Raw genomic sequence first — 21,130 nt, 5'->3', positions numbered from 1 at the left:
AATTTGGTTGCATTTATCAGGTTTTGCACATACGAAGATTTTTCAGGATTAGCACTTACTTCTAATGAAGAGTAGTCTCTCCATTCATCAGGGTAGCCAATTTTCACTGTCAGAGTCTTTAATTTCTCTAAAGCCTTTGTTTTAGTGGAATCAGACATCCAATCAAGTGCATTTATTCTGTCAGCAAAAGCTAGTTTAATATTTTCTACCATTTCCTGCGCTTTCTGCTTGGCTTCGGGTGGGAAAGTTTCATCTACGTATAATTTGCCAATTGCTTCACCTAAAGAACTATTTGTAGTAGCCAAAATACGTTCCATCTTGGCCGCATTTCCTCTATACCGTTTAATTCTTTACTATAGAAATCAAAATTGGCCTGAACGAAATCATTGTTCAGATAGGCAGATGCACGATCAATTAACCTCCATCTTAAATATTCCTTCCATTGTGCTACAGGCACTTCTTTTACCACTGCCTGAAATTCTTTCATAAATTCTGGCTGTCCTACAATTAAAGTGTCAAGATCTTTCACTCCCAAATCGCTCAAATATTCTTTCCAGTTGATAGAGGGAACTATTTCTAAAAGTGTAGATAATGACATTTTGTTGTAAAGTGCTGGAATATTTCTTTGTTCCACATTTGTCATAGAAGCTTCTGCAAGACGAGTTTCTAAATCCATGATGTTTTTAGATTGCTTCTCTGCTGATTCCTTACTATCACCTAAAAGACTTAGTACCCGTAGAATATGGGTTTCATACTTAGCTCGTATTTCTTTTGATTTGCTATCTGATTTGGTATAGTAGTCTCTATCAGGAAGTCCTAATCCATTTTGAAAAAGGTATGCAGCCATTACTTTGCTGTTTTTTAAATCAGGTAAAATACCAAAGCTAAAGAAAGCTCCACCACCAATAATTTGCTGTTGCGCCAAATACTTTTGTAAATCAGTAGCATTTTCAATACTTTCTATTTGTTCAAAGTAAGGGTTTAAAGGTTGCGTTCCTCTTTTTTCAGCCAATAATGAATCCATTCCAATAGCATAAAAATCTGCAGCCTTGCGCTGATCCGTTCCTTCTGCATATTTCTCATTAGCTGCAGCAGTTTCCAAAACATTAAGTACTGTTTCGTTGGTGGTTTCCCTTAGTTCGTTAAAACTTCCCCAACGGCCTTGGTCACCTGGAATCTCGGTGCTTTTTATCCATCCGCCATTGACGAATTGAAAAAAATCATCAGCTGGCCGAACGGTGGAATCCATGTAGGCCATATTAATTGCTTGTATTTCTTCGGTTTTTTGTTCCTGTTTATTTTCACAGGATGTTATCAAGGCAATTGCTCCGGCTGCCAGAGTAAAATTGGATGCCTTTATCTTAATATGTTTCATATTCATGATTTTATTGTAGTTAATCTTACTTAGAAAGTTACTGAATATGAAATAAATACAGAAGGATTATTTTATGGGAGGTGATTCCGTTATTTAGTAATTTATTTTTGATTGTTTTTGATAATAAAGTTATGCGGTATTCAAGATATTCCGGCTAGACTAATATCATTTAAATATACTTTCGGATTCCAAAAAGCCTAAACTTTTCCTACCTTTAAAAACTTATCCAGAAAATAAATTTTTAAAATTCCATGAGCAAACCTGAGAAAAAACTATTCCTTTTAGATGCAATGGCGCTGATCTACAGAGCGCATTTTGCCTTTAGTAAGAGCCCGAGAATTAATTCAAAAGGGTTAAATACCGGAGCTGCTTTGGGCTTTACCAATTCCCTCATGGAAATTCTCAAGAAAGAGAAACCAACACATATTGGGGTAGCCTTTGATACCAGCGCCCCAACTTTCAGGCACATAGAGTTTCCTGCCTACAAAGCGCAAAGAGAGGAACAACCTGAAGATATCCGGGTAGCCATTCCTTATGTAAAGAAAATTGTGGAGGCATTTGATATTCCGGTACTGATCATGGATGGTTACGAAGCAGATGATATTATTGGTACCATTGCTCAGAAAGCTGCTGATCAGGGTTTTGAGGTGTTTATGATGACGCCTGATAAGGATTTTGCTCAGTTGGTAAAAGAGCATGTGTATTTATACAAGCCTTCATTTATGGGCAATGGAGTAGATGTCCTGGGGATTCCTGAAGTGCTTAAAAAGTTTGATATTGATAGAGTAGAGCAGGTGATTGACATACTCGGACTGGAAGGAGATGTGTCGGATAATATTCCAGGAATACCGGGAGTAGGAAAAAAAACAGCTATCAAGTTCTTGAAAGAATATGGTTCTGTAGAAGGCTTACTTGCCAATACAGCCGATTTAAAAGGTAAAATGAAAGAGAAGGTGGAGGAGTTCAAAGAACAGGCCTTGCTTTCAAAACGATTAGCGACTATTAATATCAATGTGCCTATAGATTATGATCCTGAAAAATTATTATATAATGGACCTAAAGAGGATGAGCTAAGGGCGCTTTTTGATGAGTTAGAATTCCGCACCCTAATGAAAAGAGTGCTTGGCGAAGAACCTCCTGCGGCAAAATCATCATCCTCCGCCAAGGTAGATCCGGCCCAGATCTCCATGTTTACAGATTCACCGGAAGAGAATGCCCTCTCTGAAGCAGAGCCTGCAAAGGAGAAGATGAATATTCTCAATACAGTTCATAATTATCACCTCATTGATACAGCCGAGTTAAGAAAGGATTTGATTTACTATCTCTCCATCCAGGATGAATTTTGTTTTGATACTGAAACTACCAACCTGGAACCCACAGATGCGGAATTGGTAGGTTTGGCTTTTGCATATGTGGCAGGAGAGGCTTACTACGTGCCATTTCCGGCAGATCAAAAAGAAGCCCAAAAAATCGCTGATGAGTTCAAAGAAGTATTGGAGAATGATAAAATCGTGAAGATTGGGCAAAACCTAAAATATGATATCCAGGTGATGCGTAACTACGACATCAATTTGAAAGGAAAGATGTTCGATACTATGCTGGCGCACTACCTTCTGGATCCGGAAACCCGCCATAATATGGATGCCCTGGCGGAGAATTACCTGAATTATACTCCGGTTTCCATCACCGAATTAATTGGTAAGAAAGGGGTGAAGCAGGGAAATATGCGGGATGTGGAAATTAAAGAAGTGGTTGAATATGCAGGTGAAGATGCTGACATCACCTTACAACTGAAGCATATTCTAGAGAAAGAAGTCAAAGCCAATGAATTAGAACATTTACTTCATGAAGTGGAAGAGCCGCTTTCCTACGTTTTGGCCGATATGGAATATGAAGGAGTGAAGATTGATGAGAAAGCACTGGCTGTGATGTCTAAAGAATTGGAGAAATCTGCGGCAGATACACAAGCTGAAATCTTTGCGATAGCCGGACAGGAGTTCAACATTGCCTCGCCCAAACAATTAGGAGAAATCCTGTTTGATCAAATGAAGTTGGTGGATAAACCCAAGAAGACCAAAACAGGGCAATATGCTACAGGAGAGGAAATTCTTTCCAAGTTAGCCAATGAGCATAAGATAGCAGAGAAGATTTTGGAGTTTAGGGAATATCAAAAACTTAAATCCACTTATGTAGATGCATTGCCTAAACTGATAAGTAAAAAAGACGGCAGAGTCCATACTGATTACAGGCAAGCTGTGGCTGCCACTGGAAGGTTGAGCTCAAACAATCCCAATTTGCAGAACATCCCTATTCGTACAGAAAAAGGCAGGTTGATTCGTAAAGCTTTTGTGCCACGTAGTGAAGATTATTTATTAATGTCAGCGGATTACTCTCAAATAGAATTGCGAATAATGGCAGCTTTTTCAAAAGATGAGGCCATGCTAGAAGCATTCAGAACCGGCAGGGATATTCATGCTACCACAGCGGCCAAAGTATTTGGTGTAAAGTTGGAAGATGTTGATCCCGGCATGAGACGAAAAGCCAAGGAAGTTAACTTCGGAATTATTTATGGAATCTCGGCTTTTGGTCTGGCCCAAAATCTAAACATTTCGAGAACTGAAGCTTCAAATATCATTAAAGCGTATTTTAAGGAGTTCCCGAATGTGAGTGCTTATATGAATGATTGTATAGAAGAAGCCAGAAAAAATGAATATGTAAAGACCATCCTGGGCAGAAAAAGATTTCTACGGGACATCAATTCCAGAAATCAAACAGTGCGTGGTTATGCAGAGCGAAATGCTATCAATGCTCCTATCCAGGGTAGTGCTGCTGATATGATCAAACTGGCTATGATTAATATTCATAACTGGATGAAGGAAGAGAAGCTAAAATCCAGAATGATTATGCAGGTGCATGATGAATTGATTTTTGATGTACATAAAGATGAACTAGAGCTGTTGAAAGAAAAAGTAATACACTTTATGAAAACAGCCATGGAATTAGATGTTCCAATGGATATAGGCGTGGGTGTTGCCGATAATTGGATGGATGCTCATTAAGATTAAAGAATTTATTTTATTTATTTAATGTTTTCAATTCATGAACAATTCAGAAATAATAAGACGTGTTAAGGAAGCCGCTTTACAAGTGGATCCATCAGCTGAAGTTATCTTGTATGGTTCACGTGCCAGAGGTGATGCCCGTAAAGATTCTGATTGGGATATTTTAATTCTTACCAGCTTTCCTGTTAATATAGTCAATGAAGAAGCTATAAGAGAAAAACTTTATGATATTGAGTTAGAGACCGGGGAGTCATTATCTACCTTTATTTATTCCAAAAAGGAGTGGCAAACAAAACAGAAATTTACTCCTTTTTATGAGAATGTAGGCGAGGAAGGAATCAGCTTATGAATCAGGAAGAGAGGAATGATTATATCAAATACAGAATTAAAACTTCATTCAGTACTTTTGATGCGGCTAAACTTTTAGCCCAAAATGGGTATTGGAATTCAGCTGTTAACAGGTTATATTATGCATCCTTTTATGCTGTGAATGCATTATTGGTTTCTGAAAAAGTACACATAAAATCTCATACTTCTACTAAGACCCAGTTTTCCCAACATTTTATCAAGCCTGATAAACTCCCTAAAAAATATGGAATATTATACTCTCGTTTGTTTGATTGGAGACAAAAAGGAGATTATGATAATGCTTTTGAATATAATGCGGAAGATGTGGATCCTTTAATAGAAAAAGTTGAAGAAATGTTAACTGAGATTGCTAATTACTTATCCTATTAAGCAATCCCTCCTTTGGGTTTACTTGTATTATTATAGGTAATGAAATGTGAGTTTTTTATTTCCAGGCCCCATCTATCATCTCCAGGTTTGCACAAACCAATTTTATTCAGCATTTTGTGAAGCAAATTTGCTGATATTACTATGGAACAAAGCACATTAACGGCCATTTTTCTACCCCTCGCTTTAGGAATAATTATGTTGGGAATGGGGATGACCCTCAACGTTTCAGACTTTAGAAGAGTGGTGCTTTACCCGAAAGCAGCTATAATTGGTTTGAGCAGCCAAATAGTTATTTTGCCTTTATTGGGTTTTGGGCTTGCAGCAGTTTTTTTTGAATCGCCTGAACTGGCTGTTGGCTTTATTTTAATTGCCTTATGTCCTGGAGGTGCTACTTCCAATCTTATTTCCCATTTGGCTAAGGCAGATTTAGCATTGTCAATCAGTTTGACTGCCATCAGCAGTCTCATCACGAATTTTAGTATTCCTATATTACTAAATGTGGCACTTTTCCATTATATGGGAGGGGATCAGGCGGTGCAATTGCCACTTTTCAAAACTTTTGTGCAAATTTTTGTTATTACTATTCTCCCGGTAAGTATCGGAATGTTGATCAAGAGAAAATATCCGGCTTTTGCATTAAGGTCTCAAAAAGCGATGAATATTATTTCCCTGTTTTTTTTCATTCTGATTTTATTGGCTGCCATACTTAAAGAAAGGGAAAACATTATACCATATTTTAAACAAGCAGGTTTAGCCACGTTGTTATTAAATGTGTTAAGCTTATTGATTGGCTATTATTTAGGGAAAATGTTTAGTTTAAATAAAAGACAAAGCAGTGCAATCGCCATTGAAACTGGCATACAAAATGGTACTTTAGCTATTGCATTGGCATTAAGCCCGGTGATATTAAATAATACGCAAATGGCAGTACCGGGAGCTATTTACAGTTTATTAATGTTTGTGACTGCTGCGGTGGTTATTTTGAGCTCCAGAAATGGCAATGCGGCAGAATCAAGAAAAGAACTACAATTATCTTAAAATAAATTTATGAAAAAGAACATCTTAATACTCTCCTTCTTATTAATTGGGTTTTGTGGGTTTGCGCAGAACGATGAAGCCCTCACACGTGAGACAGTACAAAAAAGCACGATTAAAGGCCATATCTACTTCCTGGCATCAGATGAGCTAAGAGGTCGTGAAACAGGCTCACCGGAAATCGATATTGCTGCTAAATATTTATCTACCACTTTCCAAAGATATGGAGTAGCTCCAGTGCCTGGTGCTACTGAGGGGTACTTTCAGGAAGTGCCTTTGGTGAAGACCATCACACCTGATGCGTACTCTTTGAAAATAGGTGACAGAGTAGTAGATCCTGAGGGTTTATTAAGGCTTGAGGGAGCTAACATTGATACAAAAGCTGAAATAGTTTTTATGAATTATGGTTTGGAAAAGGACTTTGAAGATAAAAAATTAGCTGGTAAAATTGCAGTTGTATTGGCCGGGAGAGAAGATGCCCAGGATTGGAGGTCTGTTTTTATGGAAAGTGCAGCTAAATCTAAAAGAGCCAAAGAGGCAGGTGCTTTAGGCTTGGTAGAATTGCACACTCAGTCACCGGACAACTGGATTCAGTTTAAACGCTTTACCGGTGGCAGTGTTGTTGGTATTAAAAGAGAGGAAGAGTCCTCAAATAGTGGATTTTTCAATTTGTGGGTAAAGGATTATGACAGCAATTTCCAAAAAGCAGTTTCAGATAAAAAGAAGCCGTTGTTTGAGGTGCTAATAAGCAAGGAGATGCAAATAGAAATCCCTTCTAAAAATGTAGTAGGTATGGTAGAAGGAACCGATCCTGAGTTGAAGAATGAATACGTGATTTATTCTGCACATTACGATCATATAGGAGTGGGCAAGCCCAATGCTGAAGGTGATTCTATTTATAATGGAGCCAGGGATAATGCAGTAGGTGTTGTAACAGTGATGAGTGCTGCTGAAAGTATTGCTAAAAACCCTACCAAGCGATCGGCACTGTTTATTTTATTTACTGCCGAAGAAAAAGGATTGTTAGGCAGTAGATACTATACTGAAAATCCGCTTTTGCCTTTGGAACAAATGGTATATTGTTTCAATAGTGATAACGGAGGCTACAATGACACAAGTATTGCCACTATTGTCGGCTTGGGCCGCACTACCGCAGAGAAACATATCAAAGAAGCTGCTGAAACTTTCGGATTGACGGCCATTGATGATCCGGCCGGTGAGCAAGGGCTTTTCGATCGTTCTGATAATGTGAATTTTGCCAAAAAAGGAATTCCTGCACCTACTTTCAGCTTAGGTTTCACCGCTTTCGATGCGGAGATAGGAAAGTATTACCACCAACAAGCAGATAACCCTGAAACAATGGATTATGATTATTTAGAGAAGTTTTTCAGTGCTTTTGTTCTATCAGCGCGCTTAATTGCTAACGATTCGGAAACACCTTTCTGGACTGAAGGGGATAAGTATTATGAGGCAGGTAAAGCTTTGTATAATGAAAATTGATTGAAAAAAAGAAACAGCTCAAGTGAAATACCTGAGCTGTTTCTGAATTACTTCACCTCAATAGTAATATTCAACATCCTTTGAGTATTGTTTTCACTATCTCCGATGCTTATTTCTTCAATAATTTCTACGTTTACTTTGCCGGTAAAACCCTCTTTCGATTGGTAAATGTATTCTAATTGATTTTCACTGTTGTTCCATTCAATTTTGCTTACGCTATAGTTTTTTGGCTGAGAAGAAATACTAAATCCTCCCTCAGTAGCTATTCCTGTAGCTAATTGGTATCTAAGGGTTTCGCCAGAGGGGACCTCCAGTGAAACTTGATCAATATTTTCTGAATCAATTTTCGAGCGATCTTTGTTATTATTACAGGCAGTCATTATTAGAATGGTAAAAATAAAAATGCTTAAGGTTTTCATAGTTAAAATTTGTTGATTTATTACTTTTAACTAGTAATTTAACTCAGAAGTTGTCCTGCTGCGCCAATAATCCCCGCATGATTCTTAAGAGCGGCAGGTACTATATTAAGTTTTGGGTCTATATATTTCTTGTATTTGGAGAAGCGTTTACTTACACCACCTCCTAATATGATCAATTCAGGGTAGAACAGTTTATTTACCTCCAGAAGATACAAGTTCAAGCGTTTACCCCAAGTTTCCCAGTCAAGGTTTTCATTTTCCCGTACAGAATTGGCAGCATATGCTTCTGCAATATCTCCTTTAAGTTGAATATGGCCTAGTTCTGTATTGGGAATCAGCATCTGTTTGTGAAATAACGCAGAGCCAATTCCTGTGCCCACGGCTATCATTAACACGGTTCCCTGGTAGTTTTTTCCGGCACCATATCGCATTTCAGCCAGTCCGGCCACATCTACATCATTCATTACGCTTGCTGGACATCCGGTAGCTTTAGAAATCAAATCATTGATAGGTTGACCTATCCAGCTTTTGTCAATATTAGAGGCTGTTTTTACAATACCATTTACTATAGCTGACGGAAAACCGCAGCCTATTTTGCCGGTCCATAAAAAATGTTCTTGTAATTTGAGAATTGTTTTAACCATAGCCTCAGGCGTAGCCGGTTGAGGAGTTTTAAATCTTTTTCTTTTGCTGATGAACTCTCCTTTTTCTAAATCCACAATAGCGGCTTTCATGCCGGTACCTCCTATATCAATGCCTAATACTTCCAATAGTTTAGTTAAGATTGAATTATAAGTGAAGATATCATTTAAATCAGAACCTTGAAATTTTAAAGGATATTTTTATTAATAACCAACCACCCCCAACAACAACCACTGTTATAAATTGAACTTGTTTCTATCTGTTTCTCATAAAAACCTTTTATTTTAGTTGTGTAATCAAATCCATCATACAATGAGAAAATTATTGGTTTTTCCACTTGGCATGTTATTATTTGCATGTGGAAGTGAAGAAAAGAAATCGCAAATGACAATAAAAGATTATCCCGAAACAGCTACAGTAGATACAGTAGACACATACTTTGGTACTGATATTCCCGACCCTTACAGATGGCTGGAGGATGACCGCTCTGAACAAACTGCTAATTGGGTAAAGGCGCAGAACGAAGTTACATTCGGATATCTGAACAGCATTCCCTTCAGAGATAAAATAGAATCCCGTCTGACGGAACTCTGGAATTATAAAAAAGAAGGTGCGCCACAGAAACATGGTGATTATTACTATACCTATAAAAATGACGGACTTCAAAACCAATGGGTCATTTACAGAAAGAAAGGCGTAGATGGTGAGGAAGAATTATTTCTTGACCCGAATACTTTCTCTGAAGATGCCACTACATCTTTAGCAGGGACATCATTTACAAAAGATGGCTCCTTACTGGCTTATTCCATATCTGAAGGTGGCTCTGATTGGAGAAAGATCATTGTAATGAATACTGAAGATAAAAGCATAGTGGAAGATACTATCAGGGATGTGAAGTTCAGCGGTGTGTCATGGAAGGGGAATGAAGGCTTCTATTATAGTAGCTATGAAAAGCCAAAAGGAAGTGAACTTTCTGCTAAAACACAGGAACATAAATTATTTTATCATCAGTTGGGTACCGAACAATCTGAAGATCAATTGATATTTGGTGGATCAGAAACTCCAAGAAGGTATATAGGAGGTTATGTGAGCGATGATGAGAAATATTTATTCATCTCTGCCTCGGAGAGTACAAGCGGAAATGAACTGTACATGAAGGATCTCAGTAAAAACAACAGTCCTATTGTTCCAATTGCAAAGGGATTTGAAAGTGAGCATTATGTATTGGATAATGAAGGAGAAAAGCTTCTTATAATCACAAACCTTGATGCCCCTAACCGTAGACTGGTAGCAGTAAATGCTGAAAACCCAACCACCGATAATTACCAGGATATTATCCCTGAGACTGAAAATGTATTGAGCGTGAGCACCGCAGGTGGTAGTCTGTTCGCTAATTATATGGTGGATGTGAAAACAGAAATTCATCAATTTGATTATGAAGGGAATAAAATAAGGCAAGTTGAATTACCGGGAATTGGTACGGCCGGTGGTTTCGGTGCTGAAAAGGAAGACTCAGTTCTTTATTATTCATTTACTTCCTTCACTTATCCTTCCGCTATTTTTAAATATGATATTGAAGAAGGAACCTCTGAGTTGTATTGGAAACCGGAAATTGACTTCGATCCTGAAGCTTATGTGACTGAACAGGTGTTTTACGAGAGCAAGGATGGCACTAAAATCCCAATGTTTATTACACATAGAAAGGGGCTGGAGAAAAATGGTAAGAACCCTACAGAATTGTATGCTTATGGAGGGTTTAATGTGAGCTTAAGACCGAGCTTTAGTATTGCACGATTGGTATGGTTGGAACAAGGAGGGGTTTACGCACAGCCTAATTTGAGAGGTGGTGGCGAATATGGCGAGGCATGGCATAAAGCTGGCACTAAGATGAACAAGCAAAATGTATTTGATGATTTTATTGCCGCTGCTGAGTATCTAAAAGAAGCTGGTTATACTGATTCAGATCATCTCGCAATTTCAGGAGGTTCAAATGGGGGATTGTTAGTAGGGGCAACTATGACTCAAAGGCCTGATCTGATAAAAGTAGCTTTTCCTGCTGTGGGTGTAATGGATATGCTGCGATACCATACATTTACCGCTGGAGCGGGCTGGGCCACTGATTATGGCACTTCTGAAGAGAGTAAAGAAATGTTTGAGTATATTCTGGGCTATTCTCCAGTGCATAACGTGAAGGAAGGAGTGGAGTATCCTGCTACAATGGTTACTACAGCGGATCATGATGACAGAGTGGTGCCTGCACATTCTTTTAAATTTGCTGCTGAGCTACAGAGTAAACATGCGGGAGATAATCCTGTACTTATCCGTATTGAAACCAATGCGGGGCATGGAGCAGGTAAGCCAACTGATAAAATTATAGACGAAATAGCTGATAAATACGCTTTTGCCTGGTATAACATGGGAGTAGTGCCTTATGATGAGATGTAAAATTAATTGGCAGTTGACTAAAAAAACAGTTTGCAAAATTCACTTTTTGTCAATTGGTCGGTTTGTCAACTGTTAGTTTTTATTTCTCAAAGTTAATTCTGAAACCTAAGCCTAGGCGTCTTTAAAATTAAAAATATGAGTATAAAAATCAGAAGAGCAGAAAAGAAGGATATTCCACGGGTGTTGGAACTGATAAAGGAATTAGCTATTTACGAACGCGAGCCTAATGCGGTAGTCATCAATGAAGATGAATTGATACGGGATGGTTTCGGGAGCAATCCAGCCTATGGTTTGTTTGTAGGAGAAGATGAAGCACAAATAATTGTTGGGATAGCTCTTTATTATTTCCGCTATTCTACCTGGAATGGAAAAGTACTCTATCTGGAAGATTTAATTGTTACCGAACAAGAAAGGGGAAAAGGCTATGGCAGAGATTTATTGAATGCCATTCTTGAGGAGGCAGATAAACAAAATTGCAGGTTATGTACCTGGCAGGTATTGGACTGGAATGAACCTTCCATTGCTTTTTATAAAAATATTGGGGCAGATCTTGATGAAGGGTGGATTAACTGTACTGTCAAAAAGGAACAATACAAATCTATTTATTCAAGTTAGCCAAAGGTCAGTTTGAGCCATACAAATTCATTGTTCAGCCGTACATAGCTGAGGCTGAACAATGAATTTTAATTACATAGTCTCCAAAAAAGTCCGGAAAGAAACACATTTGTTTTGAAATTTAGCAAAATGATCTTGCTTAAGCCTGGGGGCTTCTTCCAGCATATACTTTTCCAGTTGTTCTAAATTTTCTGCATAATATTGTATAGCGAAAGTTTCGCCTTCTCCTTCGGTTTCGTTTAATAATCGAAGCATCCGGTGGTCATGGAAATAACCTGTTGCCAAAACATCAGGAATATGTGTTTCCTTCATCCAACTAACCCACTGATCTATCACATCTTTTTCTACATTTACTGTCACATTATAAATAATCATATGCTTTCGCTTTTTTTGCAAATTTGAAGGTTTTAATTTTATTCTGAAAACATTTACACTCTTCCTTTGGTTATTTTTAAACTTATCTATTTATAGTTATATATGTTTTATTTAAATTTCAGGTAAGGAGAAAGGAAAAAAGGAAAGTGAGTAACTATTCTATCAAGGATTTAGAGCATTTATCGGGTATTAAGGCCCATACCCTTAGGATTTGGGAGCAGCGGTACAATTTTATTGAACCCCAAAGGACAACTACCAATATTCGCTATTATAGTGACAAGGATTTGAAGTTGATACTTAATATATCCACACTGAAGGAGAATGGGTATAAAATCTCCAATATCGCTAAAATGACTGAATCAGAGATGGCTGCAGCGGTTTTGAAAATTGCAGAATCGAACCTGAGGTTTCCGGATCAAATCAATTCTCTAACACTGAGCATGATTGATATGGATGAGGATAGATTTGAGAAGATATTGAGCAATAATATCATAAAACATGGCTTTGAAAGAGCCATGATTAGTATTATTTATCCTTTCCTTTCTAAAATTGGCATGCTATGGCAAACAGGGAGCATCTTGCCAGCGCAAGAACACTTTATCTCCAATTTGATCCGGCAGAAATTGATAGTAGCCATTGACGGGCAATATGTCACCGAAAGGGAATCCAAAGGGAAATGGCTGCTGTACTTGCCTGAAAATGAGTTGCATGAGCTATCTTTGCTGTTTGCAGCTTTTTTGTTAAGATCAAAAAAACATAAAGTGATTTACTTGGGACAGAGCCTGCCAAAAGAAGATTTATCTTCAGTAAAGGGGATTCACCAGCCGGATTTTGTACTGACTACTTGCACTACTGCACCTAAAAAAGCTGAAATTCAGCAGTACATTAATGAAGTAGCTGATTTATTTAGTGATGCTACTATTTTTGTGGGAGGCTTTCAGGTGATCGGACAGGACATTAAGAGGAAAAAGAATGTGGAGTTTCTCATGAAAATGGAAGATCTAAATTCTTATCTGGAAAACATAGATTTAAAGTACGTTCCTCATGATAAAAACACCGAACAAGAAATGAGATATCATTAAAGATTTGGAGGATTATTTTCTCAGGCCAATTTCTGAAATTTATACCTTATATCAATTATTCCTTACGCTTCTTCCATCCATGGGAGCTAACTGAAATCAAAAATTCAGTAATACACTAATTATATTTCTCTTTGAAGCCTCTAAACTGATAAAGAGAGTAAAAATCAATAGTTGCATTTTAGATATTCCTCTCACCTCACTGTGTCTGCTCTACTATTATTTTTCAGAAATCTGATATGTTATTAGAATGCGTAATTAATAATGAATTTTTGATAGTGCTTCGTAAGATTAATTTTTTACATGAAATATTAAACAAAACTATTTCTTAAATAATACGTGTAACTACATTAAATTAGGGTTTTATAGGCATTATATCGCCATATAATTCAAATTGAAGAGCTATAAATTATCATTATGTTTAATATAAGTGGTAAATAAATTAAACAGAAAGTTTGCATTTTGTTTAATTATAATATACATTTGTTAAACAAACTAAATAGAACAATCATGACAGCTATAGAATTTGGTTACGCAATTAATAACATGACAAAATCTATGAAGCCTTTTGCTTTGAGATTAACAAAGGACATGGAGCAGGCGAATGACTTAATACAGGAAACTGTATTAAAGGCATTTTCAAACAGGGATAAATTTTCTGAGGGTACCAACCTAAAGGCATGGCTGTTCACTATTATGAAGAATACTTTCATCACTAATTATCAGAGAATGGTGAGAAGAAAAACTTTTATTGATACAACAGAGAATCTGCATTTTATTAATTCAACAGAGAATATTGCCCAAAACACTGCATATGGAAGTTTTGCCATGGCAGATATTATAAATCAGGTGGAGAAATTGGATGAAGTCTATAAAAACCCATTCATGATGCACTTCAGGGGATTCAAATACCATGAAATCGCTGAGAAATTGGAAATTCCTATTGGAACTGTTAAGAATAGAATCCATATTGCTAGGAAAGAGTTGAAATATGCTCTTAAAGTGTATGCGAAAACGAATTAAGAAATAATGTCCGGGAAGAAAGTTGTAGTGATTGGTTCAGGCTTTGCTGGTTTATCCACAGCTACTTTTTTGGCCGACAAGGGATACGAAGTTATCGTATTGGAAAAAAATAAGGAATTAGGAGGAAGGGCTCGTCAGTTCCAGGCAGAGGGTTTTACCTTTGATATGGGACCCAGCTGGTATTGGATGCCCGATGTTTTCGATAGGTATTTTGAAACATTTGGAAAGAAAACATCGGATTTTTATGAATTGGAGAGATTAGACCCCTCTTATCATGTTGTTTTTGGTAAGGATGACATCCTGAAAGTACCTGCCAATATGGAACGATTCAAGGAGATGTTGGAAAACATGGAGCCCGGAAGTGCCAAAGCTTTGGAGAAGTTTTTGGAGCAAGCTGCCTACAAATATGAAAAAGGCATCAACGATCTGGTATACAAGCCTGGTCGCTCATTGATGGAATTTATGAACCCAAAGCTGCTTTTTGATATGGTTCGTTTGGATATATTTTCATCAATTCACAGCCATGTCAGGAAGTATTTTAAAAATGAGAGGATCATACGTCTCATGGAATTCCCTATACTATTTTTAGGTGCTTTACCTGAAAATACTCCTGCCCTCTATAGTTTAATGAATTATGCTGATATTAGCCTTGGTACATGGTATCCTAAAGGAGGAATGTATAAAATTGTGGAGGCTATGGTAAATCTGGCAAAAGAAAAAGGAGTGAAATTTATTGCTGAACAGGAAGTAATGTCTGTAGAGTGTGAAGGTAAATTTGTTAAAAAAGTTATAACTCAAAATGCTTCTTATCACGCAGATGCGGTGGTTTCTTCTGCAGATTATGAACATACCGACCAAAAGATACTGCCCAAAGCTTATGGGAATTATACTGAAAAATACTGGGATACACGCTCTTTAGCACCTTCCTCTCTTATTTTTTACCTCGGAATTGATAAAAAAATAGAGGGGCTTGTTCATCATAATTTATTTTTTGACCATGACTTTGGCCCGCATGCAAGGGAAATTTATTCTGATCCAAAATGGCCGGAAGCACCACTTTTTTATGTGAGTGCTACTTCCAAAACAGATGATACAGTAGCGCCTGAGGGTATGGAGAACCTTTTTATACTTATGCCGGTTGCTCCTGATTTAGAGGATACGGAAGAAATAAGGGAGAAATATTATCATTTGATAATAGATAGAATGGAAATGTTGTTGGGCGAGGAAATTAAAGAGCATGTTGTTTATAAGAGAAGTTTTGCGCACAATGACTTTAAAAGCGATTATCATTCTTATAAGGGGAATGCATATGGGCTTGCCAATACACTTAAGCAAACGGCTATCCTGAAGCCCTCATTGAAAAACAAGAAGTTGAAAAACTTTTATTATGCCGGGCAGTTAACTGTACCCGGTCCGGGAGTTCCCCCATCTTTGATTTCAGGACAAGTAGTGGGCAAAGAGGTAGTGAAAGATTTTAAAATGTAAAAAGTCTCATGGATGCTAAAGAATTATTTGACCAAACAACTTTTGAATGTAGCAAGCTGATTACTCAGCGTTATAGTACTTCTTTCACGCTTGGTATAAAAACTTTGCATAAAAGGTTTCAATATCCGGTATATGGCATTTATGGATTTGTTAGATATGCTGACGAAATTGTGGATACTTTTCATGATAAGGATAAAGCAAACCTTTTAAAATTATTCAAAAAGCACACCTATGAAGCAATTGAGCAAAAAATAAGCCTCAATCCTGTTTTACATTGCTTTCAAATGGTAGTGAATGAATATAACATTCCGCTGGATTTGATAGAAGCATTTTTGCATAGTATGGAGATGGATTTACATGATATTGATTATGATCAACCAACTTATGAAACATATATCTATGGTTCTGCAGAAGTGGTAGGACTCATGTGTCTTAAGGTATTTTGTGAGGGGAATGATGAAAAGTACAATGATTTACTTCCTGCAGCTAAAAATTTGGGAGCTGCTTTTCAAAAAATTAATTTTCTGAGAGATATTAAATCGGATTATCATGACAGGGGCAGGGTTTATTTCCCCGGGATCGATTTCAAAAGTTTCTCCAAAAACCATAAAGATCAAATTGAGTCTGATATACAAGCGGATTTTGATGCCGCATATCAAGGAATTGTACGTTTGCCGGCAGGAGCCAGGTTAGGGGTTTACCTTGCCTACAGTTATTATTTAAACCTTTTCAAAAAAATAAAAAACTATCCTCCCCAAAAAATAATGAATGAAAGGGTCCGGATAAAGGATTCTCAAAAACTATTTTTACTGTTCAGTAGTTATTTAAAACATCAGTTCAATGCTTTATAATTTAATTCAGCCATGTTAAATTTAAGTGTTAAAATAGACAATAATTCTGGTTTCTGTTTCGGAGTAGTGTATGCTATAGAGATGGCAGAAGACATGCTTGAAGAGCAAGGACACTTGTTTTGCCTGGGTGATATTGTGCATAATGATGAAGAAGTAAAAAGGCTGGAGAAAAAAGGACTCAAAATTATTGATAGAGAAGACCTGTTACATATTAAGAATGAAAAGGTATTGATTAGAGCCCATGGGGAACCGCCTTCAACTTATAAATTGGCTATTGAAAACAATCTTACTTTAATTGATGCCTCTTGTCCTGTGGTGCTAAAATTGCAGAATAGAATCAAAAATTCCTTCGACAAAAAGGAACAGATTTACATTTATGGCAAGCATGGCCATGCGGAAGTGGAGGGGCTTCTCGGACAAACCAATCAGGAAGCTGTTGTTTTTCAGGATATAAAGGAATTAGATATTGATTCTCTGCCAAGGAGTTTAACACTCTATAGCCAGACCACTAAAAGCACAGATAAATTTTACGAAATTAAAGAGATACTTACAAAATCAGGAATTACAGTTAATTCCAATGATACTATTTGCAGGCAGGTTTCCAACAGGGACAAAGAGTTACGGGTTTTTGCAGGTGTTTTCAATAAAGTTGTTTTCGTTTCGGGTACAAAATCTTCAAATGGCAAAGTACTTTACAATGTTTGCAAAGATCAGAACCCCAACACATACTTTATTTCAAATACCTCTGAACTCAATAAAGATTGGTTTCAGGAAAATGACTCTGTGGGAATCTGTGGGGCCACATCAACTCCCATGTGGTTGATGGAACAAGTAAGAGATGAACTTTTAAATTATTGATGTTATTCTGTAGTATATTTGTTTGATATGTCTGATATATTATTGATTATATTCTACGGTTTTTTAATTGTAGGCACTTTTCTTTTTATGGAAGGAGTAGCCTGGTTTACCCATAAATATATTATGCACGGATTTTTATGGTCCTGGCACAAATCACATCATAAGGTACATAATCATGTGCTAGAGCGAAATGATCTTTTTGCAGTGGTGTTTAGTGTGCCCTCTGCTATTTTAATTATGGCAGGTATTGAATTTCCTGAAGTTCGCTGGTTACTGTTTGTAGGAATAGGAGTGGCCTGTTATGGTTTGTTCTATGTGTTATTTCATGACGTACTGGTGCATCGGAGAATAAATATAAAATTTAAAGCCAGGCATCCTTACCTTAAAAGGATGATGAAAGCACATTATATTCATCATGAAGTGCACACTAAAGAAGGAGCCGAAGCTTTTGGTTTTCTTTATGCCCCGGAAAAATATGATACCATACAGGAGCATAGAAAAGAAAATTCAGATGCTGAACGATGATCTCATAAAATGAAACATAGCCTGCAACATATTATTAATAATTACTACCATGATCTTCAAACAAGATTGTGATAGTAATGTTAGGTGTAGTGATTAATCTATTAAATTATATATTAAGTGTTTAAAGCTACACAATGACCTTACGAACTATTAAATTGCCACCAATTTTTCTTTTTTTCCTTTTGTATGCTTTGTTAGTTAATACAGAAGGTTTAATGGCTCAAACCGAGGCTAAATTATCAGGTTATGTCAGGGATTCTAAAACCGATGAGCCATTAATTGGTGCTACAGTACAATTGGTCGGTTCGGACTTAGGAGCAGTTACAGATATTGAAGGATTTTATACAATTACTGAAGTTACACCAACAACTTATAATGTAAAAGCCTCCTATGTGGGCTATGAAAGCCAAACTAAATTTAACATAGTTGTGAAAAGCGGAGGAGTGCCAAATGTCAATTTTACACTAAGTGAAAGTGTGGAGCAGCTGGAGGGAGTTACTGTAAGGGCTAACCCCTTCAGGAAGAATGAAGAAACTCCGCTTTCTATTCAGCGGTTATCACCTGAGGAAATTGCTACCTATCCGGGAGGTAATAATGATATAGCCAAAGTGGTCCAGTCACTGCCTGGGGTGAGCGGATCAGTTGGAGGTTTCAGAAATGATGTCATCATCAGAGGTGGTGCTCCCAATGAAAATGTCTATTACCTGGATGGTATTGAAATTCCTAATATTAATCATTTCAGTACCCAGGGAAGTGCAGGAGGGCCTGTGGGCTTGTTAAATGTTTCCTTTTTTGAAGGGGTAACTTTGTCTTCCAGCGCTTTTGGTGCACAATATGACAATGTATTGTCTGGGGTGTTACAGTTTGATCAGAGAGATGGAAATTCCCGGGAGTACCGGACTAATTTTAGGGTAAGTAGCAGTGAAGCTGCCATTACTACAGAAGGCCCTTTGTTTAAAAGTAAAAATGAAGAGCAGAGCAATACTTCTTTTATTGCTTCCGTAAGACGCTCTTATTTACAATTACTTTTTCAGGCAATTGATCTTCCTTTTCTTCCGGACTACTGGGACTATCAATATAAATTCACTCATAAAATAGACAAATACAATGAGTTGAATTTTACTGGTGTCGGTTCTCTTGACAATATTTCCATTAATGTGCCTGACGAATATAGTCCTGACCAGCAAGCTACTTTAGATCAGATTCCTATTATCAATCAATGGACGACTACTGCAGGGATTAGTTGGAAAAATCGTTTTAAAGATAATTCCGGATTTATGACCACGGCTTTAAGTACGAATATTTTAAATAACCGCTTTGAGCAGTTTGACGATAATGTAAATCAAGAAGGACTGGTATTTACCAACAACTCTCAGGAGCAGGAAGTGAAGTTTAGATATAATCTCTCAAAGTTTTTGGCCGACTGGACTATTAATTCCGGATTTATTGTTCAGCAATCTATCTATTCTAATGAGAGTGAATTGGTTGATGCTGACAGAGGATTCTCCTACGTAAACGAACTCAATTTCACCCGTTATGGGATTCATTCCCAGGCATCTCGAAAATTTTTGAATGACAGATTGGGTTTTTCGGCAGGCTTTAGAATGGATGGAAATACTTTTATGGAAAGCGGGAATGAAATCCATAAAACGTTTAGCCCCCGCTTGTCACTGTCTTATGAATTAGATAAAGAGCGGAAATGGGTGGCAAGTGCTTCCATTGGAAGGTATTTTAAAATCCCTCCTTATACTGTTCTTGGATTTTCTGATAACAATGGAAATTTCCTCAATAAAGACACCAAATACATCCAAAGTGACCATTTAGTGGCTGGGATAGAATATTTAGTCACACCTTCTTCACGCTTTAGCATAGAAGGTTTTTATAAGCAATATGAAGATTACCCTGTCTCGGTAGTAGATAGTGTTTCATTGGCCAATTTGGGGGGAGGATTTTCAGTATTGGGCAATGAAAAAGTAAAAAGTCTAGGTTTAGGAAGAGCTTATGGTATGGAATTTCTCTACCAACGTAAATTCACTAAAAACTTTTATGCAATTCTGGCCTACACTTTATATAAAAGTGAATTTACAGGATTCAATCCGGAAGAGTATTTGCCATCTACCTGGGATAACCGCAATCTGATTACTTTCACAGGTGGGTATAAGTTTGGAAATAACTGGGAAGTAAGTGCAAGGGTACGTTACTTAGGTCAGACACCTTTAGCTCCTGTGGATGAAGAAGCCACTTTAAATAGTTACCCTAATATCATCAGGGATTATTCCCGACAAGGAGATTTATTATTAGAGCCTTTTAACCAGACTGATATCAGGATCGATAAAAAATGGAATTTCAAAAAGCTTACCTTAAACGTGTTTCTGGAATTTCAGAATGCTTTCGTTCAACAATTGCCTTCTGAGCCTAATTACGGATTGGTGCGAAATGATGATGGTGAAATTGTACAGCCACGTCAACTCACAATTATTGAGGAAGTGAATAACAGTTCTTTGCTACCAACGTTAGGGATAGTTATAGATTTTTAGTGAAAGCCTCCTGAATGCTATGAGGTTATAATAATTTTCTATCTCTCTTCGGAGAACGAAGAAAGGTTGAGGTTTGAGTAAAAACTTAATTTAATAGCATTTCCTCCTCCTTAATGAAAAAAGCGTGTTAAACGGAATCCAGGCCCTGCTAGTTGAGAAAGATTCAAGTTATTCGTTTATTATTTATAAAATGTATATTTTCCCTTCAAATAATAGCTATTTCATCAGGATGCCCTATTTTTGTGAAAAAACTATTATAAACTCATCCCTTCAAAGAGCTGTCCGGCTCTTTTTTTAGGGTTAGTAAATCTTAAGAAATAACCAAAACATGAAATGAGCATGATTGAGAAACACCAACTCCCGATAATTTCGGGACAGGCGAGGATGAATATCAACTGTGCGAATTCCATGTGACCATTAAAAAACAAATTATATACTCATGAAAATAGCAGTAGTAGGAACAGGATATGTAGGCTTAGTAACAGGGACTTGTTTTGCAGAAACAGGGAACCATGTGATTTGTGTTGATATAGATGCCACGAAAGTGAACAAATTACAAAATGGAG

At 37.1% G+C, this 21,130-nt stretch carries 18 protein-coding genes and 1 pseudogene; 15 read left to right on the top strand and 4 right to left on the bottom strand.

The annotated features are described in order from the left end of the window. Window positions 1-149: 149 nt before the first annotated feature. Window positions 150-1,249 (bottom strand): annotated as a pseudogene (locus tag JKA74_RS20800) (M13 family peptidase); the annotation flags it as partial. Between the two features lie 377 nt (window positions 1,250-1,626). Here JKA74_RS20800 and polA point away from each other — a divergent pair. The 5 genes from polA (at window position 1,627) to JKA74_RS17185 (ending at window position 7,710) form a co-directional block, all read left to right on the top strand. Next, the gene (gene polA / locus JKA74_RS17205; protein WP_201432470.1) at window positions 1,627-4,434 is read left to right on the top strand and encodes a DNA polymerase I; all 2,808 of its coding nucleotides are present in this window, start codon (window positions 1,627-1,629) and stop codon (window positions 4,432-4,434) included. A gap of 40 nt (window positions 4,435-4,474) precedes the next feature. Continuing rightward, complete coding sequence (locus tag JKA74_RS17200) at window positions 4,475-4,786, top strand: nucleotidyltransferase domain-containing protein (RefSeq protein WP_201432469.1); 312 nt, start codon at window positions 4,475-4,477, stop codon at window positions 4,784-4,786. Next, on the top strand, window positions 4,783-5,175 hold the full coding sequence (locus JKA74_RS17195; RefSeq protein ID WP_201432468.1) for a HEPN domain-containing protein: 393 nt from the start codon (window positions 4,783-4,785) through the stop codon (window positions 5,173-5,175). The genes JKA74_RS17200 and JKA74_RS17195 overlap by 4 nt, the downstream gene beginning before the upstream one ends. Before the next feature lie 141 nt (window positions 5,176-5,316). After that, window positions 5,317-6,213, top strand: coding sequence for a bile acid:sodium symporter family protein (locus tag JKA74_RS17190; protein WP_201432467.1), 897 nt, complete (start codon window positions 5,317-5,319; stop codon window positions 6,211-6,213). A 9-nt stretch (window positions 6,214-6,222) separates the two neighbouring features. Beyond that, window positions 6,223-7,710 (top strand): M28 family peptidase, encoded by a 1,488-nt coding sequence (locus JKA74_RS17185; protein ID WP_201432466.1) that lies wholly within the window; start codon window positions 6,223-6,225, stop codon window positions 7,708-7,710. A gap of 47 nt (window positions 7,711-7,757) precedes the next feature. On the opposite strand, the gene JKA74_RS17180 is transcribed toward JKA74_RS17185, so the two are convergent. Together JKA74_RS17180 and ppgK are read right to left on the bottom strand one after the other, a co-directional pair. Then, window positions 7,758-8,129: a hypothetical protein gene (locus JKA74_RS17180; RefSeq protein WP_201432465.1), complete on the bottom strand. Its 372-nt coding sequence runs from the start codon at window positions 8,127-8,129 to the stop codon at window positions 7,758-7,760. A 38-nt stretch (window positions 8,130-8,167) separates the two neighbouring features. Further along, window positions 8,168-8,899, bottom strand: a complete 732-nt coding sequence (gene ppgK, locus JKA74_RS17175; RefSeq protein ID WP_201432464.1) for a polyphosphate--glucose phosphotransferase — start codon at window positions 8,897-8,899, stop codon at window positions 8,168-8,170. A 184-nt stretch (window positions 8,900-9,083) separates the two neighbouring features. On the opposite strand from ppgK, the gene JKA74_RS17170 reads away from it, so the two are divergent. Next, entirely contained in the window at window positions 9,084-11,216 is a 2,133-nt protein-coding gene (locus JKA74_RS17170; protein WP_201432463.1) for a prolyl oligopeptidase family serine peptidase, read from the top strand. 135 nt (window positions 11,217-11,351) lie between these two features. After that, complete coding sequence (locus JKA74_RS17165) at window positions 11,352-11,831, top strand: GNAT family N-acetyltransferase (protein ID WP_201432462.1); 480 nt, start codon at window positions 11,352-11,354, stop codon at window positions 11,829-11,831. Window positions 11,832-11,903: 72 nt separating this feature from the next. Here the strand turns inward: JKA74_RS17165 and JKA74_RS17160 are convergent, their stop codons facing one another. Next, window positions 11,904-12,206 carry a DUF4286 family protein gene (locus JKA74_RS17160; protein ID WP_201432563.1) on the bottom strand — a complete coding sequence of 101 codons (303 nt, stop codon included), beginning with the start codon at window positions 12,204-12,206 and terminating at the stop codon, window positions 11,904-11,906. A 146-nt stretch (window positions 12,207-12,352) separates the two neighbouring features. Between JKA74_RS17160 and JKA74_RS17155 the strand changes: the two genes are divergently transcribed. The 8 genes from JKA74_RS17155 to JKA74_RS17120 all read left to right on the top strand — a co-directional run. Continuing rightward, on the top strand, window positions 12,353-13,288 hold the full coding sequence (locus tag JKA74_RS17155; protein WP_201432461.1) for a MerR family transcriptional regulator: 936 nt from the start codon (window positions 12,353-12,355) through the stop codon (window positions 13,286-13,288). A 507-nt stretch (window positions 13,289-13,795) separates the two neighbouring features. Further along, entirely contained in the window at window positions 13,796-14,308 is a 513-nt protein-coding gene (locus JKA74_RS17150; RefSeq protein ID WP_201432460.1) for an RNA polymerase sigma factor, read from the top strand. Window positions 14,309-14,314: 6 nt separating this feature from the next. Beyond that, window positions 14,315-15,793, top strand: a complete 1,479-nt coding sequence (locus JKA74_RS17145; protein ID WP_201432459.1) for a phytoene desaturase family protein — start codon at window positions 14,315-14,317, stop codon at window positions 15,791-15,793. A gap of 8 nt (window positions 15,794-15,801) precedes the next feature. Further along, entirely contained in the window at window positions 15,802-16,644 is an 843-nt protein-coding gene (locus JKA74_RS17140) for a phytoene/squalene synthase family protein (protein ID WP_201432458.1), read from the top strand. A gap of 12 nt (window positions 16,645-16,656) precedes the next feature. After that, window positions 16,657-17,502: a 4-hydroxy-3-methylbut-2-enyl diphosphate reductase gene (locus tag JKA74_RS17135; RefSeq protein WP_201432457.1), complete on the top strand. Its 846-nt coding sequence runs from the start codon at window positions 16,657-16,659 to the stop codon at window positions 17,500-17,502. A 27-nt stretch (window positions 17,503-17,529) separates the two neighbouring features. Then, entirely contained in the window at window positions 17,530-18,027 is a 498-nt protein-coding gene (locus JKA74_RS17130) for a sterol desaturase family protein (protein WP_201432456.1), read from the top strand. A 134-nt stretch (window positions 18,028-18,161) separates the two neighbouring features. After that, complete coding sequence (locus JKA74_RS17125) at window positions 18,162-20,564, top strand: TonB-dependent receptor (RefSeq protein ID WP_201432455.1); 2,403 nt, start codon at window positions 18,162-18,164, stop codon at window positions 20,562-20,564. Between the two features lie 439 nt (window positions 20,565-21,003). After that, window positions 21,004-21,130: 3-hydroxyacyl-CoA dehydrogenase NAD-binding domain-containing protein (locus JKA74_RS17120; protein ID WP_236587902.1), on the top strand; the 127-nt coding region annotated here is incomplete at its 3' end.

It is taken from the genome of Marivirga aurantiaca (assembly GCF_016679925.1).
In the GTDB taxonomy this organism is placed as follows: domain Bacteria; phylum Bacteroidota; class Bacteroidia; order Cytophagales; family Cyclobacteriaceae; genus Marivirga; species Marivirga aurantiaca.
The sequence above is the reverse complement of the archived record's forward strand: the minus strand, read 5'-3'. Positions and strand labels throughout refer to the sequence as shown.

Coding starts and splice junctions, on each gene's coding strand:
- JKA74_RS17195 (WP_201432468.1), top strand. CDS start 4,783: ATGAATCAGGAAGAGAGGAATGATTATATCAAATACAGAATTAAAACT.
- JKA74_RS17130 (WP_201432456.1), top strand. CDS start 17,530: ATGTCTGATATATTATTGATTATATTCTACGGTTTTTTAATTGTAGGC.
- JKA74_RS17160 (WP_201432563.1), bottom strand. CDS start 12,206: ATGATTATTTATAATGTGACAGTAAATGTAGAAAAAGATGTGATAGAT.
- JKA74_RS17180 (WP_201432465.1), bottom strand. CDS start 8,129: ATGAAAACCTTAAGCATTTTTATTTTTACCATTCTAATAATGACTGCC.
- JKA74_RS17145 (WP_201432459.1), top strand. CDS start 14,315: ATGTCCGGGAAGAAAGTTGTAGTGATTGGTTCAGGCTTTGCTGGTTTA.
- JKA74_RS17125 (WP_201432455.1), top strand. CDS start 18,162: ATGACCTTACGAACTATTAAATTGCCACCAATTTTTCTTTTTTTCCTT.
- JKA74_RS17170 (WP_201432463.1), top strand. CDS start 9,084: ATGAGAAAATTATTGGTTTTTCCACTTGGCATGTTATTATTTGCATGT.
- JKA74_RS17200 (WP_201432469.1), top strand. CDS start 4,475: ATGAACAATTCAGAAATAATAAGACGTGTTAAGGAAGCCGCTTTACAA.
- JKA74_RS17150 (WP_201432460.1), top strand. CDS start 13,796: ATGACAGCTATAGAATTTGGTTACGCAATTAATAACATGACAAAATCT.
- JKA74_RS17190 (WP_201432467.1), top strand. CDS start 5,317: ATGGAACAAAGCACATTAACGGCCATTTTTCTACCCCTCGCTTTAGGA.
- JKA74_RS17165 (WP_201432462.1), top strand. CDS start 11,352: ATGAGTATAAAAATCAGAAGAGCAGAAAAGAAGGATATTCCACGGGTG.
- polA (WP_201432470.1), top strand. CDS start 1,627: ATGAGCAAACCTGAGAAAAAACTATTCCTTTTAGATGCAATGGCGCTG.
- JKA74_RS17140 (WP_201432458.1), top strand. CDS start 15,802: ATGGATGCTAAAGAATTATTTGACCAAACAACTTTTGAATGTAGCAAG.
- JKA74_RS17185 (WP_201432466.1), top strand. CDS start 6,223: ATGAAAAAGAACATCTTAATACTCTCCTTCTTATTAATTGGGTTTTGT.
- JKA74_RS17135 (WP_201432457.1), top strand. CDS start 16,657: ATGTTAAATTTAAGTGTTAAAATAGACAATAATTCTGGTTTCTGTTTC.